Origin of the sequence: Bradyrhizobium sp. HKCCYLRH3059 (genome assembly GCF_051168035.1) — a bacterium.
Taxonomy (GTDB): Bacteria; Pseudomonadota; Alphaproteobacteria; order Rhizobiales; family Xanthobacteraceae; genus Bradyrhizobium.
The window spans coordinates 423,143-437,588 of sequence record NZ_JBNPUF010000002.1; the positions used below are offsets into that span (position 1 = coordinate 423,143).

The window sequence follows — 14,446 nt, forward strand, 5'->3', positions numbered from 1 at the left end:
CCCGGTCGCCATTGTGCCTCAATCGAGGGTGCGGCGGAAGCGCAGGACGGCGACCGTCATGGCGAACAGCATGAGGCCGAACAGGGCGATCGTATCATGCTGCAGGTTCTGGAGCGTCGAGCCCTTCAGCATGATGGCGCGGACGATCCGCAGATAGTGCGTCAGCGGCAGGCATTCACCGAGCACTTGCGCCCATTGCGGCATGCCGAGAAAGGGAAACATGAATCCGGACAACAGGATGCTCGGCAGGAAGAACATCATCGAGAGCTGCATTGCCTGCAGCTGGTTCTGCGCCAGGGTCGAGAAGGTGTAGCCGATCGAGAGGTTGGTCGCGATGAACAGCGTCGACAGCAGCGCCAACAGCAGCAGGTTGCCCATGATCGGAACGCCGAACAGCAGGACGCCGATGCCGATGATGATCGTCGCCTGCAGGAATCCGACCATCACATAGGGGATGATCTTGCCGAGCATGACCTCGACCGGCTTGATCGGCATCGACAGCAGGCTCTCCATCGTGCCGCGCTCGATCTCGCGCGTCACCGAGAGCGCGGTGAAGATCAGCATGGTCATGGTCAGGATGGTGCCGACGAGGCCCGGCACGATGTTGAGCCGCGACGAGGCCGCCGGGTTGTAGCGCGCGTGGGCCCTGATCTCGAACGGCGTCGTGACGGGATTGCCGGTGTAGAGATCGTGCGCGAGCGCGGTCTGCACGATCATGCCGAGCGAGGACAGCGCCGATGACGCCGCGACCGGATCGGTCGCGTCGGCCGCGACGAGCAAGGCCGGCCGGTCGCCGCGGCGGACCGCGCGCTCGAAGCCGCGCGGGATCTCGACGCCGAACAGGACCTTGCCGGACAGCAGGAGATCGTCGAACTCGGCAACGCTGCTGACCTCCCGGGTGAAGCGGAAATACGCGGTGTTCTCCATCGCCTTCAGGATCGAGCGGCCGAGATCGCTGTCCTCCTGCAGCAGCACCGCCGCCGGCAGATGATGCGGCGTGGTGTTGATCGCGTAGCCGAACAGCATCAGCTGCATCACCGGGATCATCACGATCATCGCAAACGAGACCCGGTCGCGCTTGAGCTGGATGAACTCCTTGACCAGCATCGCGTAGGTGCGCCGCCAGAAGCCGAAGCGCGGCTCGGAAGACGCGTGATGGACGGCTGCGTCGCTCATTGGAAATTGTCCCGTGAACGGTTCATCAGGTCGATGAAGACGTCCTCAAGCGAGGGCGCGGCGGGCTGCCAGTGCAGATCAGCCTTGTCGCGCCAGGGCGCGATCGCAGCGTCCAGCGCGTTGCGATCGCGGCCGGACACGTGCAGGCTGGTGCCGAACGGCGCCACCATGTCGACCCCCGGCTTGCCGGTGAGGTCCGCCGCGAGCTCGCGCAGATCGTCGCCGCTCACCGTATACGTGGTGAGCGCCGATTGCGCGATCACCTCCGAGACGGTGCCGTGCACCAGCAGATGACCATAGGCGATATAGGCGATCTCGTGACAGCGCTCGGCCTCGTCCATGTAGTGGGTCGAGACCAGCACGGTCAGCCCTTCGCCGGCGAGCGCATGGATCTCGTTCCAGAAGTCCCGCCGCGCCTTGGGATCGACGCCGGCGGTGGGCTCGTCGAGCAGTAGCAGTTGCGGATTCGGCAGGGTGCAGGCCCCGAGCGCCAGCCGCTGCTTCCAGCCGCCCGACAACTCGCCGGCGAGCTGCCGCTCGCGGCCGGCAAGCCCGAGTCGCTGCACCATGTCGCGCGCGGCCCGGCGCGGATCGGACATGCCATAGAGGCGCGCCACGAATTCGAGGTTCTCCCGCACCGAGAGGTCCTGATAGAGGCTGAAGCGCTGCGTCATGTAGCCCACCCGGCGCTTGATCTTGTCGGCGTCGCGACGGATGTCGAAGCCGAGGCAGGTGCCCTCGCCGCCGTCGGGTGTCAGCAGGCCGCACAGCATCCGGATGGTCGTGGTCTTGCCCGAGCCGTTCGGGCCGAGAAAGCCGTAGATCGAGCCGCGCTTCACCTGCATCGACAGATCATGCACGACCTCGCGGCCGTCGAAGGACTTGGTCAATCCCTGGACGTCGATCGCGATCTCGGCGGGACCCGTTCCGTTCATTGCTTGTCCGCCACCGGGGTCTTCGGATCAGGCGTCCTGGAATGCGGATAGATGCTGACCGGCTGGCCGACGCGCAGCGCATCCGGCCGCGACGGCCGCGCCTGGATCAGATAGACGAGCTTGTTGCGCTCATCGAGGCTGTAGATCACCGGCGGCGTGTATTCCGCCGAGGTCGCGAGGAAATAGATTCTGGCCGTCAGATCATCAGCACAATTGTCGCAGGTGACGCGGACCTCGTCACCGATCGCGAGCTTCGGCAGATCAGGCTCGGACACGTAGAAGCGCAGCTTCATGTTGCCCGGCGGCATGATCGACAGCACCGGCCGTTGCGCCGCGACCATCTCGCCCTCGCGGAAGTAGATCTGCTGGATGGTGCCCGCGACCGGCGCCACGCCCTTGCGCCGTGCCAGCCGCGTCTGCGAGGTCACGAGATGGGCCTCGGCGACGCGCAGCGCCGAAACGGCGGAGTCGAGCGTCGCCTGTGTCCCCGCGCCCGTCTTGCTCAGGGCCGCGGCGCGGTCATAGGTCTGCTGCGCGTTGGCCAGCGTCGCCTTGGTCTGGTTGAGATCGGCCTGCTGCAGATCGTCGTCGACCGAATAGAGCGGATCGCCGACCTTGACCACGTCGCCCTCATGCACGTTCAGCTTCGTGATCCGACCCGCTTCGTCCGGGCTGACGAAGATCATGTCGGCCTCGACCCAGCCTTGATAGCCGGGATCGCGCGTCTCCTTGCAGGCGTTGAACGTGAAGGCCGTGACCAGCACGGCGAGGCAATGCAGCAGGCTCATGTCGGCCTCCTCGTGCCAAAGATCAGATCGAGATGGGTCTGCAGCATCGCTTCGGCGTCGAGCGGCGCATGTCGCTCGAACAGGCTCTTCCACAGCACCGCGACCATCATTGGCGCGATCATCAATTGCGGGTGTTGCACCAGCTTGGGCTCGCGGATCTCGCCGCGCGTGATCGCCAACTGGATCAGCGCGCGCATGGCCGCGAGACCGCGGGAGACGACCTCGCGATAATAGAAATCGGCAATGGCCGGAAAGCGCGGCCCTTCCGCGATGATGAGCCGGACGAGATCGGCCCGCCGGGTGCCGGCGACCTCCTGCAGGAACATGCGCGCCAACGCCTCGACCATGTCGCGCACCGAGCCGCCGGCCGGCGGCGGCGCCGCAAGACGGCCGACGAAGGGCACGATCGCGGTCCGGATCAATTCCTCGAACATCGATTCCTTGTCCTTGAAGTGCAGATAGATCGTCCCCTTGGCGACCCCGGCCCGCTTGGCGACGTCGTCCAGCCGCGTCGCCGCGAAGCCTCGGGCGATGAACTCGTCCATCGCCGCCTGCACGATCGCCGCGCGGCGCTCGGCGGAGCGATCCGCCCGGCGCGACGCGCCAGCTCCCGCTGGCTTGACGGCTTGAACTCTGCGCTCGGACAATTTCGACGGCTTCGACATTAAACCATTATGACTGACTAGTCAGTCATTGTAAAGAGGCCTCGCAGATCCGTCGGCGCGGGTCAGGAGCCCTACCCGACCGCGCGGCCCCCTCGTCAGACGAAGTCGGCGCGATCACGCACAGGACCTGATGTAAGGCCGATTGACCTCCCAGAGCTCGTCCACGATCCGGCGCGCGGCAGCCGCCGAGTTGACGACGGGATCGATGAGCAGCGCCTGCAGCGCGAGATCCTTGGAGGCGGTCATGGCCGCCTGCACCGCCAGTTGCTGAACCTGAACCTGGACCGACATCAGCTTGGCGACTGCATCTGGAAGCGGGCCCAGCGACACCGGATGGATACCGACGCGATCGGCGACAACGGGCACTTCGACGGCGGCCTCGGCAGCCAGGTTGGGAATGACGTGACGGTTCAGAACGACGCCGGACTCGATGACCTGCTTCCGATCGTGCAGCACCGAGCTGATCACGGTGACCGCGCGCTCTCCGGACGGCATTCGCCACCAGTCCGGCATGCCGGATTTGCCTGCCAGGACCTCGTCGATCTGCCGGATCAGCTTGGCCCGTTCCGCCTCGTCCCAGGCGAAGTCGTACCCGCTCTCGCCCGCTTCCCAGCCATAGGCGAGATATTCGCCGACATGGCTGTCGCCGCAGCCCAGCCAGAAGCCGAAGTCGCGCAACAGCGCCCGCGTCAGCGGCGCGACCTTGGGGTCGTGGCTCCCAGCCTTTTCGCGGAGCAGTGGATAGAGATCGGCCCCGGTGTCGCGATCCCGGATCTGCATGAGACATTGGAAATGGTTGAGCCCGGCGCCCCACACGTCCACGCGCTCCTCGGCCAGTTCCAGAATGGAAGCCACCTGGCTGCGCGCGATGAAGATGCCGTGGCACAGGCCGATATGCGCGAGGCGGCTGTGAAGCCCCAGCGCGAGGATGATGCGGCTCTCAGGATTGGAGAAGTTGATGAACAGCGCGTCCGGACAGCGCCGCTCCATCTCGCGCACGAAGTCGAATACGACCGGCAAGGTGCGGAGCGTGAAGAACAATGCGCCCGGCCCGCCATTCTCGCCCAGCGTGTGACGGATGCCGTATTTGCGCGGCACCTCGAAATCGAGCTTCCACAGGCGGTTGCGGTCGATCGCGGTGGCATGGATCACGAAGCCGGCGCCGTCGAGCGCCGCGCGCCAATCCGTGGTCGCCTCGATCTTAAGGCCGGCGCCGGAGAGGTCGTTGAGCAGCCGGGCCAGTGCTTCCGACCGGGCAAGCCGGATCGAGTCGCGGCCGACCAGCACGAGCGTCGAACCAGCGAGATCATGCGTCGAGAACAAGTCCCGGAACACGCTGAGTCCAAAGGACGCGCTGCTCGCGCCGAGGAAGACGATCTTGGTGACGGCTGCCATGAGCAATTTGTGCCAGCGCCGCGCGTCCCCATTCCTGATCCAGATCAAACCGCCGCCCCAATGTTCGGCACGGCGGCGCGTCAATCGGTCTTGCCGATCAGCCGAAGTCGAGCACCACGCGACCGTCGATCTTGCCGGCCTTCATGCGGTCGAAGACGGTGTTGATCTCCGACAACGGCGCCGTGGTCACCTCGGCCGTCACCTTGCCGTCCGCGGCGAACGCGATGGCTTCGTCGAGATCACGCCTGGTACCGACGATCGAGCCGCGCACGGTGATGCGCTTCAGCACGACATCGAAGATCGGTGTCGGGAATTCGCCCGGCGGCAAGCCGACGAGGCTGACCGTCCCCTTGCGGCGGACCATGTGCAGCGCCTGGGCAAAAGCCGGCGTCGACACCGCAGTGACCAGCACGCCATGAGCGCCGCCGCCGGTGATTGCGATCACCTGCGCCACGGCATCCTTGTCGAGCGCGTTGACGGCATGTTCGGCGCCGGCCTCCAGCGCGAGTTTCAGCTTGTCCTCGGCGATGTCGAGACCGATCGCCTTCAGCCCCATCGCCTTCGCATACTGGATTGCAACATGACCGAGGCCGCCGACGCCGGAGACCACCACCCACTCGCCCGGCCGTGCGTCGGTCTCCTTCAAACCCTTGTAGGTGGTGACGCCGGCGCAGAGGATCGGCGCGATCCTGGCGAAGTCCACATTGGCCGGCAGACGCGCAGCGAACGCCGCGGATGCGATCACGTATTCGGCAAAGCCGCCATTCACGCTATAGCCGGTGTTGTGCTGGTGCTCGCACAAGGTCTCCCAGCCGGTCTCGCAATACTCGCAGCGCAGGCAGGCATCGTGCAGCCACGCCACGCCCACGGCGTCGCCGACCTTGAAGTCGGTGACCCCGAGCCCGAGCGCCGCGACGATCCCGGCCGCCTCGTGTCCTGGGATGAATGGCGGCACCGGCTTCACCGGCCAATCGCCGGAGGCGGCGTGAAGGTCGGTGTGGCAGACGCCGCACGCCTTCACCCTGACCAGAAGCTCGCCGGGTCCCGGCACAGGAATCGGAACGTCCTCGATGTCGAGCGGCTTGCCGAAGGCTTTGACGACGGCGGCTTTCATGGTCTGCATCTGTCTGCTCCTCATGTCGCGGCGCAAACTAACGACGTCGGCGTATTCCGGGCTTGATCGGCATCAAGCCGCGCCGCTGCATGAAGTAACAGTTTGATGACAGCGCAATGTGCCCATGGCTGTCAGGCGTGAAATTTGAGTCCGTCGACGACCTTGTCGACCACCTTGCGCTCCGCACGAAACGCCAATCCCACCAGATTGAGATCGGTGCGCGCCACCGCCTTCACGGCATCACGGTTGGCCTCGTCATGCGTGGTCTTGAACATGTCCTCGGTGTAGAGGGCCGGCTTCACGCTGCGCGACAGCGCGCGATCCAGAGCACGCGCCAGCGCGGCACGATCCGGCGCGCCGTAGATCAGGATCGGCTGCCCGATCAACGCGTGATACAGGGTCGCCGAGCCGTCCTCATAAGGTGCGCCGATGCATTCGGGAAATGCCGCGGCGATGCCGCTGGAAAGAAACGCCGCGACGTTGAGCTTCTGCCAGGCCTCGAGATCGTTGCGGATGATCAGCGCGATCTTGGTGTCGAATTGCATGCCACTTCCAGAGTTCGATGTCATCGAACCCCGAGAATAGCCGAGCCGTTCTCAGGGTGAAGCATCGAAATGAAAGCGGACGTGGAACCCCGGCGGCCGAGTCGCTGAGATCATCAGACTTGAATCAACCCTTGGCGTCGCATACCCAGGCGCGGATGACGCATTCCTTGCCGCCATATTTGTAGCATTCCCGGGTCGCTTCGTTGAGCGAGGTCGAGATCGTCGGCCGAACAGCATAGCCGTGGGCGCCGCAGGGATTGGTGAGATCGACCGCGAATGCCGCGCAGGCCTTCTTCATCGTCACCGCGGTGCAGTCGCCCTTGCACTGCTTGAGCGCCGCGGCCTTGGCGAGATGCTCCGCCGGATAGTCGAACGCCTGGCCATAGGCGGCGCACTGGCCAATGGCGAACGCGCCGGCCGCATGCGCCGGGCTGATAGCGCTGGTGTCTGCGATGCGCGCGGCACCAACGATCACGGTCAGTCCAAATGCAAACAGCGCGAAACGTCGCGCGGCGGTCGAAATGATCACTCTCTCCTCCCCCGAGGCCCAATGTCGGCAAATCTAGCCGGGGGTCGTTGAAACTTGGTGAATGAGAGGTTGAGTCGGAGGGAAGTCGTAGCCCGCATGAGCGTAGTCGACATGCGTGCTCTCACGCACGGCGTCCCGCATGTCGCTTATGCTCATGCGGGCTACGGGCTTCAACCGCGCCGCGCGGCTTCCAGCGCCTGCGGCGTGTCGATGTCGAGAAACGCACTGTCACCGTCGACCGGCACCTCGGCCACGGCCTCGGTGTGCTTGGCGATCAGGTGCCGCGCGCCGACGTCGCCGTCCAGCGTCATCAGCTCGGCGAAGAAGCGGCGCGACCACAGCACGGGGTTGCCGCGGCGTCCCTCGGACACAGGCACCACGATCAAATTGCCGCGATCCGGCGCGAACGCGCCGATCAGGCGGTCGAGCAGATCCGAGGACACCATCGGCATGTCACCCAGGCACACCACCGCGCCATCGACGCCCTCAGGCACCGCGGCAATGCCCGATTTCACCGAGCTGGCGAGGCCGCCGGCGAAATCCGGGTTGCGGACGAAGCGGACGTTGAGGTCGGACAGCGCCTGTTCGACCAGCTCGGCCTGATGACCGGTGACGACGATGACCTCACCGGCCTTGGAGGCCAGCGCCTGCTCGGTCACGATGCGCACCAGCTTCTTGCCGTCGAGCTCGGCCAGCAGCTTGTTCGGCCCCCCCATGCGGGTCGAGCGTCCGGCGGCAAGCACGACGGCGGCGACCTTGCGTTCGCCCTCGGCCTCCGGCGTGGCGCGCGGCTGCGGCCGCGTCACGATCTCCATGAGGAGGCCACCCACACCCATGGCCGTGAGCTCGGCGCGGCTGACCTTGATGCCGGCGAGCAGCCGCATCAGCACCCAGTCAAAACCGTTCTCCGCCGGCGAACGGGCGCAGCCGGGCGCGCCGAGCACCGGCACACCGCCGGCATTGCCGATCAAGAGCAGATTGCCGGGATCGACCGGCATGCCGAAATGCTCGATGGCACCGCCAATGCCGGTGATTGCGGCTGGAATGACGTCGCGGCGGTCGGCGATGGCGGACGCGCCGAACACGATGACGAGCTCGGCGCCCAGCGCCAGCAGCTCCCTGATCGCAGCAGCCAGCGCGGCCTGCTCATGCGGCGCGCGGCGCTCGGCGATGATGGTGGCGCCGGCCGGTGCGAGCCGCTCTGCGGTGACGCGCAGCGTCTTGTCGATGACCTTGGGTGCGAGCCCCGGAAGAAGCGTCGAGACCACGCCGACGCGCTTGATCACATAGGAGGCGATGCTGAGCGCGCCCCTGCCCGCCGCCGCGACGGCGACATCGCGCAGGCGGCCTTCGACGCCGAACGGGATCAGCTTGACGGTGCCGACCATCTCGCCTTCGACCACCGGCTTGAACGCCGGCAGGGTCGCAAAGGTGATGGCCTCGTCGACGCCGTTGATGCGCTCGACCGCGGCGCGGTCGATCATCAGCACGCCGGCCTGCGCCGCGAACAGATTGGCGCGCCCGGTGAAGGCGCGATCGACGTGAATGCCCGCGCCGGCGACGACCTTGGCGACGTCGGCGGCCGCCTCGTCCTCGGAGACGTCGCCGGCCTCGAGCCGGACGACGACGATCTCCTTGACGCCTTCCCGGACCAGCGCCTCGACCTCCGCGGGACCGATCAGCGTGCCCTTCTTCAGCACCAATGATCCTTTGCGCAGGGTGTGCACCGTCACCCCGCCGATCGCCTCGGCTGGACTGGCAGGACCGAACTTCATGCCGCCTGCTCTTTCTCCTTGGCCGGCAGCCGCAACGTGGCGGTGATCTCGGCCATGATCGAGACCGCGATCTCCGACGGCGACACCGCGCCGATGGCGAGCCCGATCGGCGCATGGATGCGGGCAATGTCGGCATCGCTGGCGCCCTGCGCGCGCAGCCGATCACCGCGCTTGGCGTGCGTCTTCCGCGAGCCGAGCGCGCCGATATAGAAGCAGTCGCGCGAGAAGGCGTGCAGCAGCGCCGGATCGTCGATCTTCGGATCATGCGTCAGCGCGACAAAGGCGGTGTAGTGATCGACGTTGAGCGGGGGCAGCGCCACGTCGGGCCATTCGGCGATCAGCGGCACGTCAGGGAAGCGCTCGGGGCTGGCGAAAGCCGTGCGCGGATCGACGACGGTGACGTCATAGCCCAGCGACTTGGCGATCGGCGCCAACGCCTGGCTGATATGGACGGCGCCGACGATCACGAGCTTGGCCGTCGGCGCGTAGACGTTCAGGAACAGCCGCTTGCCGTCCACCTCGACCATGCCGCTCTTGCCCATACGCAGATGGGTCGACAGCTCGTTGCGCAGCGGATCGGTGGCGATGGCGGCGGCCCTGACCAGGCGCTGCGCCCCGGAGCCGACGTCGGTGACGAGAATCGCCGGGCGACGCGCGGCACGCTCGGCGTTCAGTTCGGCCAGCGTTGCAGGCTGCATGGATCAACCCACCTTCTCGACGAACACGCGGATGGTGCCGCCGCAGGACAGCCCGACATTCCAGGCCGTCTCGTCGGCGACGCCGAACTCCAGCATCTTGGGCTGGCCGCTGGTGATCACGTCGAGCGCCTCGGTAACGACAGCGCCCTCCACGCAGCCGCCGGACACGGACCCTAAGAACGTGCCCTCGTCGTTGATCACGAGGTTGGACCCGACCGGGCGCGGCGCCGAGCCCCAGGTCTCGACCACGGTGGCGAGCGCCACGCCGTGACCGGATTTGTGCCAGTCCTCGGCGGCCCTGAGGATGTCTTCGTCGCGGTTGAGCATGGTCATCTCCCTCTCAGGCGGCGGGCCGGATCGCGCTGCGCTGGTGGGGCGGCAGCGGCGACGACAGCGCCGAGATCAGCGTCTCGATCGAAGTCAAGTTATGTACCGGGCGGAATTCGTCAACGTGGGGCAGCATGGTTTTGATGCCCTGCGCCTTCGCCTCGAAGCCGGAATAGCGCAGCAGCGGATTGAGCCAGATCAGCCGCCGGCAGGAGCGGTGCAGCCGGTCCATCTCGAAGGCAAGCTTGCTGTCGGCCTCGCGCTCCAGCCCGTCGGAGATCAACAGCACGATCGCGCCCTGCCCGAGCACGCGGCGCGCCCACTGCTTGTTGAAGGTCTGCAGCGAGGTGGCGATCCGGGTCCCGCCGGCCCAGTCCTCGACATTGGCCGAGCAGCTCGCCAGCGCCTCGTCGGGATCGCGCTGGCGCAGCGCCCGGGTCACGTTGGTCAGCCTCGTGCCGAACAGGAACACCGAGACGCGCTTGCGCGCGTCGGTGATGGCGTGGAGGAAATGCAGGAACAGGCGGGTGTACTCGCTCATCGAGCCGGAGATGTCGAGCAAGGCCACGATCGGCGCCGGCTTCTCGATTCTCCCCAAGCGATGAAAGTTGATGATCTCGCCTTCGGTGCGCAGCGCCTGACGCAGCGTCTTGCGCATGTCGATGCGACGGCCGCGCGGATCGGCGGTGTGGCGGCGGGTCTTCAGCTCGGCCTGCGGGAGCCGCATCTTGGCGATGGCGCGCGCAACCTCGGCGATCTCCGCCGCGCTCATCTGCGCAAAGTCCTTCTTCTGCAGCACCTCGCGGTCGGACACCGCGAGCCGCAGGTCCTGCTCCTGCGCCTTCGGCTCCTCATGGGTCTGCGGCTGCGACATCGCCTCCTGGACCCGGCGCGAGGCCGGCGGCGGCTTCTTCTTGGCGTGATCCGGCAGCGGCACCGAATCGAGCATCGACTTCCACTCCTCGGCCGGGCGGAAGAACAGGTCGAAGGCCTGAGAGAAGATCAGCGCATGCTCGTGGCGCTTGACGAAGATCGATTCGAGCGTGGTGAAGACGTCCGCACGCTTGCCGATGTCGATGACCTCGAGCGCGGTCATCGCGTCGATCACGGCACCCGGACCGACCGGCAGGCCGGCGGCACGCAGCGCCCGCGCAAAGCCCGCGATGTTGTCGGCGATGCCGCCGGTTGGCGGCGCGAGGTGATTGATGCTTGTGGGCACGTTCTGATCCCTCGTCCGCTTCGCACACGCCTCAAATTGAGCTCGTCATTCCGGGGCGCCCGGAGGGTGAGCCCGGAATCCATACTCACGATCGTGGTTATGGATTCCGGGCCTGCGTGCTGCGCACGCATCCCGGAATGACGACCTTTATTGTGGGCACCGGCGTGAACTACGTCTCGTTGGTCGCGTCCTTGATCGCCTTCTGCAACGCATCGCCCTGCATGCGGGCGATGTCGTCCTGATATTTCAACAGCGCGCCCAGCGTGTCGCCGACGACCTCGGCGTTCAGCGAGCGCGCATCGAGCTCCGTCAGCGCCGTGGCCCAGTCGAGCGTCTCGGCGACCCCCGGCGACTTGTAGAAGTCCTGGTCGCGCAGCGCCTGGACGAAGCGCACGATCTGCTGCGACAGCCGCTGCGAGATGCCGGGCAGCCGGGTTTTGACGATGGCAAGCTCGCGCTCGGCGGAGGGATAATCGACCCAGTGATACAGGCAGCGCCGCTTCAGCGCGTCATGGATCTCGCGGGTCCGGTTCGAGGTGATGATGACGATCGGCGGATGCGGCGCCTTGACGGTGCCGAACTCCGGGATCGTGACCTGGAAGTCGGAGAGGATCTCGAGCAGATAGGCCTCGAACGCCTCGTCCGCGCGGTCGAGCTCGTCAATGAGCAGAACCGGCGCGCCGGCGACATCCGGCTCCAGCGCCTGCAGCAGCGGGCGCTTGATCAGGTAGCGGTCGGCGAAGATGTCCGACGTCAATTGATCGCGGTCGACCTCGCCGCCCGCTTCCGCCAGCCGGATCGCGATCATCTGCGCCGCTGAATTCCATTCGTAGACGGCGGAGGCGACGTCGAGACCCTCGTAGCACTGCAGCCGGATCAGCTTGCGGCCGAGCGCCGCCGACAGGACCTTGGCGATCTCGGTCTTGCCGACGCCGGCCTCGCCTTCGAGGAACAGCGGCCGGCCCATGCGCAACGACAGATAGGTCACCGTCGCCAGCGATCGCTCGGCCAGATAGCCGCGCGAGGACAACAATTCGAGCATCGCGTCGACCGATGCTGGCAGGGCCGGAGCACTCATGGGCGAGACCGCTTCCTTCTTCACGCGTCCGTCACGAAGCCGGAGCCTCGGGTTCGGCGGCTCCCTCCGACGCGGTTGAGGCCTTGGCGCCGGTATTGGCCGCATCGACCGCACGGCGCGCCAGCACGCCGATCAGATGGGCACGATATTCGGCGCTGCCGTGAATATCGCTGTTGAGGCCTTCAGCCGAGACCGTAATGCCCTCCAGCACCTTCGGCGAGAAGCGCTTCTGCAGCGCCTCCTCGAAGGCGGTGACGCGGAACACGCCATTGCCGCCGGCCCCGGTCACCGCAACGCGCACGTCGGACGGACGGCGGGCGACGAACACACCGACCAGCGCGTAGCGGGAGGCCTGGTTGCGGAACTTGACGTAGGCCGCCTTCTTGGCCAGCGGGAAGCTCACCTTGGTGATGATCTCGTCCGGCTCCAGCGCGGTCGTGAACAGCCCGAGGAAGAACTCCTCGGCCTTCAGCTTGCGCTTGTTGGTGACGATGGTGGCGCCGAGCGCGAGGCATGCGGCCGGATAGTCCGCGGTCGGATCGTTGTTGGCGATCGAGCCGCCGATGGTGCCGCGATGGCGCACCGCGGGATCGCCGATCAGGCTCGCCAGATGGGCGAGCGCCGGAATGGCCTCGCCGACGGTTGCGGAGTTGGCGACGTCGGCGTGACGCGCCATCGCGCCGATGACGAGGTTTCGGCCCTTCACCTCGATCGTATCGAGCCCCTCGACATGGGAGAGATCGACCAGATGCGGCGGGCTCGCGAGTCGCTGCTTCATGACCGGCACCAGCGTGTGGCCGCCGGCGACCAGCTTGGCGTCTTCGTTCTTGGTGAGGAGATTGGCGGCCTGGCGCACGGTCGCCGGCCGATGATATTTGAATTCGTACATAGGGGAATGTCCTGTGCGCAGCGGGCCGACTAAGGCAAGGTCAGACGTTTAGGCGAGGTCCGATTTGGCCATCGCCTTGGCGCCGGCGGCGATCGATTGCACGATGTTCTGATAGCCGGTGCAGCGGCAGAGATTGCCCTCGAGCTCCTCGCGAATGGTCTCGTCGCTGAGCTCATGTCCCTTACGGTGGACGAGGTCGACCGCGGTCATGATCATGCCCGGCGTGCAGAAACCGCATTGCAGGCCATGATGCTCGCGAAACGCCTCCTGCATCGGATGCAGCGGCGCGCCGTCGGCAGCGAGTCCCTCGATCGTCCTGACCTCATGACCATCGGCCATCACGGCCAAGGTCGTGCAGGACTTCACTGCCTTGCCGTCGAGATGGACGACGCAGGCTCCGCATTGCGACGTGTCGCAGCCGACATGGGTGCCGGTGAGGCGCAGATTCTCGCGCAGGAACTGCACCAGCAGCGTCCGCGGGTCGACGTTCGCCGTGACGGGATTACCGTTCACAATCATGGAAATCTTGGCCATTCAGGACTCTCTATTATCCGCGCGACAGCGTTGCACTGCAGCGCAGCCCAGCAAAATCAGTCGAAAACCATCATATGGGCGCTCCCGGCGGCGGGCAACCTCGCCCCCGGCCGCGCATGGGTCGGTTGCGGTCAGCCTTGAACGGCTTTGGCGAAGTTGGCGAAGAATTCGTCGGCGAGCTTCTTTGCGGTGCCGTTGATCAGCCGCTGGCCGAGCTGCGCCAGCTTGCCGCCGATCTGCGCTTCGACATTGTAGGTCAGCAGCGTGCCGCCGTCCTTGTCCGCCAGCGCGACGACCGCGCCACCCTTGGCGAATCCGGCGACACCGCCCTCGCCTTCGCCGGAGATCTTGTAGCCGTTCGGCGGATCGAGATCGCTCAAGGTCACCTTGCCTTTGAAGCGCGCAGAGACCGGTCCGACCTTCATCTTGGCAACGGCGCGGAGGCCGCCATCCTCGGTCCTCTCCAGCTCCTCGCAGCCGGGAATGCAGGCCTTGAGCACCTCCGGATCATTCAGCTTGTCCCAGACCTGCTCTCGCGGAGCGGCCAGCTGGACTTCGCCCGTCATCGTCATAGCCATGTGCATCTCCCCCCGATTGGCGCGGTTAGAGGCATTCAAGTAAAGCACCGAACGCCCAAAAGGAAGGGCGAGCAGCGCCCGGAAGCGTTGCAGAAAAGCCGGGCACCGCAGCATTCCGGACCTCGCCGCCGTCGGGTTTTGATTGGCAGACGGCGGCGGCGGTGGTTAGTTCGCCATCAAATCTGCACGATTCCTCCGGCG

At 66.2% G+C, this 14,446-nt stretch carries 16 protein-coding genes; all 16 read right to left on the bottom strand.

Annotation, left to right across the window (positions count from 1 at the left end):
• Positions 1-18 precede the first annotated feature (18 nt).
• The 16 genes from ACQR13_RS08895 to ACQR13_RS08970 all read right to left on the bottom strand — a co-directional run bounded on the left by ACQR13_RS08895 (position 19) and on the right by ACQR13_RS08970 (position 14,245).
• Complete coding sequence (locus ACQR13_RS08895; RefSeq protein ID WP_315714752.1) at positions 19-1,176, bottom strand: ABC transporter permease; 1,158 nt, start codon at positions 1,174-1,176, stop codon at positions 19-21.
• Positions 1,173-2,111, bottom strand: coding sequence for an ABC transporter ATP-binding protein (locus ACQR13_RS08900; RefSeq protein WP_315714753.1), 939 nt, complete (start codon positions 2,109-2,111; stop codon positions 1,173-1,175). Before ACQR13_RS08900 ends, ACQR13_RS08895 begins: the two co-directional genes overlap by 4 nt.
• Positions 2,108-2,899: an HlyD family secretion protein gene (locus tag ACQR13_RS08905; protein WP_434862755.1), complete on the bottom strand. Its 792-nt coding sequence runs from the start codon at positions 2,897-2,899 to the stop codon at positions 2,108-2,110. Before ACQR13_RS08905 ends, ACQR13_RS08900 begins: the two co-directional genes overlap by 4 nt.
• The gene (locus ACQR13_RS08910; protein ID WP_434862756.1) at positions 2,896-3,564 is read right to left on the bottom strand and encodes a TetR/AcrR family transcriptional regulator; all 669 of its coding nucleotides are present in this window, start codon (positions 3,562-3,564) and stop codon (positions 2,896-2,898) included. Before ACQR13_RS08910 ends, ACQR13_RS08905 begins: the two co-directional genes overlap by 4 nt.
• 114 nt (positions 3,565-3,678) lie before the next feature.
• Positions 3,679-4,959, bottom strand: coding sequence for an alpha-glucosidase/alpha-galactosidase (locus ACQR13_RS08915; RefSeq protein WP_434862757.1), 1,281 nt, complete (start codon positions 4,957-4,959; stop codon positions 3,679-3,681).
• A gap of 97 nt (positions 4,960-5,056) precedes the next feature.
• A complete protein-coding gene (gene adhP / locus ACQR13_RS08920; protein WP_434862758.1) occupies positions 5,057-6,082 on the bottom strand; it encodes an alcohol dehydrogenase AdhP in 1,026 nt (341 codons plus the stop codon).
• 122 nt (positions 6,083-6,204) lie between these two features.
• Complete coding sequence (locus ACQR13_RS08925) at positions 6,205-6,618, bottom strand: DUF2000 family protein (protein WP_315759242.1); 414 nt, start codon at positions 6,616-6,618, stop codon at positions 6,205-6,207.
• A 124-nt stretch (positions 6,619-6,742) separates the two neighbouring features.
• Positions 6,743-7,147 (bottom strand): DUF4189 domain-containing protein, encoded by a 405-nt coding sequence (locus ACQR13_RS08930; RefSeq protein ID WP_315749370.1) that lies wholly within the window; start codon positions 7,145-7,147, stop codon positions 6,743-6,745.
• 170 nt (positions 7,148-7,317) lie between these two features.
• Complete coding sequence (locus tag ACQR13_RS08935; protein ID WP_434843496.1) at positions 7,318-8,922, bottom strand: NTP transferase domain-containing protein; 1,605 nt, start codon at positions 8,920-8,922, stop codon at positions 7,318-7,320.
• The gene (locus ACQR13_RS08940) at positions 8,919-9,620 is read right to left on the bottom strand and encodes an XdhC family protein (RefSeq protein ID WP_315826272.1); all 702 of its coding nucleotides are present in this window, start codon (positions 9,618-9,620) and stop codon (positions 8,919-8,921) included. Before ACQR13_RS08940 ends, ACQR13_RS08935 begins: the two co-directional genes overlap by 4 nt.
• Positions 9,621-9,623: 3 nt before the next feature.
• Entirely contained in the window at positions 9,624-9,947 is a 324-nt protein-coding gene (locus ACQR13_RS08945; protein ID WP_315826273.1) for an XdhC family protein, read from the bottom strand.
• Between the two features lie 13 nt (positions 9,948-9,960).
• On the bottom strand, positions 9,961-11,166 hold the full coding sequence (locus ACQR13_RS08950) for a vWA domain-containing protein (protein ID WP_315749367.1): 1,206 nt from the start codon (positions 11,164-11,166) through the stop codon (positions 9,961-9,963).
• 169 nt (positions 11,167-11,335) lie between these two features.
• Positions 11,336-12,244, bottom strand: coding sequence for an AAA family ATPase (locus tag ACQR13_RS08955; RefSeq protein WP_315714763.1), 909 nt, complete (start codon positions 12,242-12,244; stop codon positions 11,336-11,338).
• Between the two features lie 31 nt (positions 12,245-12,275).
• Positions 12,276-13,133 carry an FAD binding domain-containing protein gene (locus ACQR13_RS08960; protein WP_316192760.1) on the bottom strand — a complete coding sequence of 286 codons (858 nt, stop codon included), beginning with the start codon at positions 13,131-13,133 and terminating at the stop codon, positions 12,276-12,278.
• Positions 13,134-13,181: 48 nt separating this feature from the next.
• Positions 13,182-13,667, bottom strand: coding sequence for a (2Fe-2S)-binding protein (locus ACQR13_RS08965; protein WP_172180444.1), 486 nt, complete (start codon positions 13,665-13,667; stop codon positions 13,182-13,184).
• Positions 13,668-13,798: 131 nt separating this feature from the next.
• Positions 13,799-14,245 carry an SRPBCC family protein gene (locus ACQR13_RS08970; RefSeq protein ID WP_315714765.1) on the bottom strand — a complete coding sequence of 149 codons (447 nt, stop codon included), beginning with the start codon at positions 14,243-14,245 and terminating at the stop codon, positions 13,799-13,801.
• Positions 14,246-14,446: the final 201 nt, after the last annotated feature.

Bases quoted from the DNA above. Each gene is read 5' to 3' on its own strand.
- ACQR13_RS08955 (WP_315714763.1), bottom strand. From the start codon at position 12,244: ATGAGTGCTCCGGCCCTGCCAGCATCGGTCGACGCGATGCTCGAATTG.
- ACQR13_RS08900 (WP_315714753.1), bottom strand. From the start codon at position 2,111: ATGAACGGAACGGGTCCCGCCGAGATCGCGATCGACGTCCAGGGATTG.
- ACQR13_RS08925 (WP_315759242.1), bottom strand. From the start codon at position 6,618: ATGCAATTCGACACCAAGATCGCGCTGATCATCCGCAACGATCTCGAG.
- ACQR13_RS08970 (WP_315714765.1), bottom strand. From the start codon at position 14,245: ATGGCTATGACGATGACGGGCGAAGTCCAGCTGGCCGCTCCGCGAGAG.
- ACQR13_RS08905 (WP_434862755.1), bottom strand. From the start codon at position 2,899: ATGAGCCTGCTGCATTGCCTCGCCGTGCTGGTCACGGCCTTCACGTTC.
- adhP (WP_434862758.1), bottom strand. From the start codon at position 6,082: ATGCAGACCATGAAAGCCGCCGTCGTCAAAGCCTTCGGCAAGCCGCTC.
- ACQR13_RS08940 (WP_315826272.1), bottom strand. From the start codon at position 9,620: ATGCAGCCTGCAACGCTGGCCGAACTGAACGCCGAGCGTGCCGCGCGT.
- ACQR13_RS08910 (WP_434862756.1), bottom strand. From the start codon at position 3,564: ATGTCGAAGCCGTCGAAATTGTCCGAGCGCAGAGTTCAAGCCGTCAAG.
- ACQR13_RS08965 (WP_172180444.1), bottom strand. From the start codon at position 13,667: ATGGCCAAGATTTCCATGATTGTGAACGGTAATCCCGTCACGGCGAAC.
- ACQR13_RS08915 (WP_434862757.1), bottom strand. From the start codon at position 4,959: ATGGCAGCCGTCACCAAGATCGTCTTCCTCGGCGCGAGCAGCGCGTCC.
- ACQR13_RS08945 (WP_315826273.1), bottom strand. From the start codon at position 9,947: ATGCTCAACCGCGACGAAGACATCCTCAGGGCCGCCGAGGACTGGCAC.
- ACQR13_RS08960 (WP_316192760.1), bottom strand. From the start codon at position 13,133: ATGTACGAATTCAAATATCATCGGCCGGCGACCGTGCGCCAGGCCGCC.
- ACQR13_RS08895 (WP_315714752.1), bottom strand. From the start codon at position 1,176: ATGAGCGACGCAGCCGTCCATCACGCGTCTTCCGAGCCGCGCTTCGGC.
- ACQR13_RS08935 (WP_434843496.1), bottom strand. From the start codon at position 8,922: ATGAAGTTCGGTCCTGCCAGTCCAGCCGAGGCGATCGGCGGGGTGACG.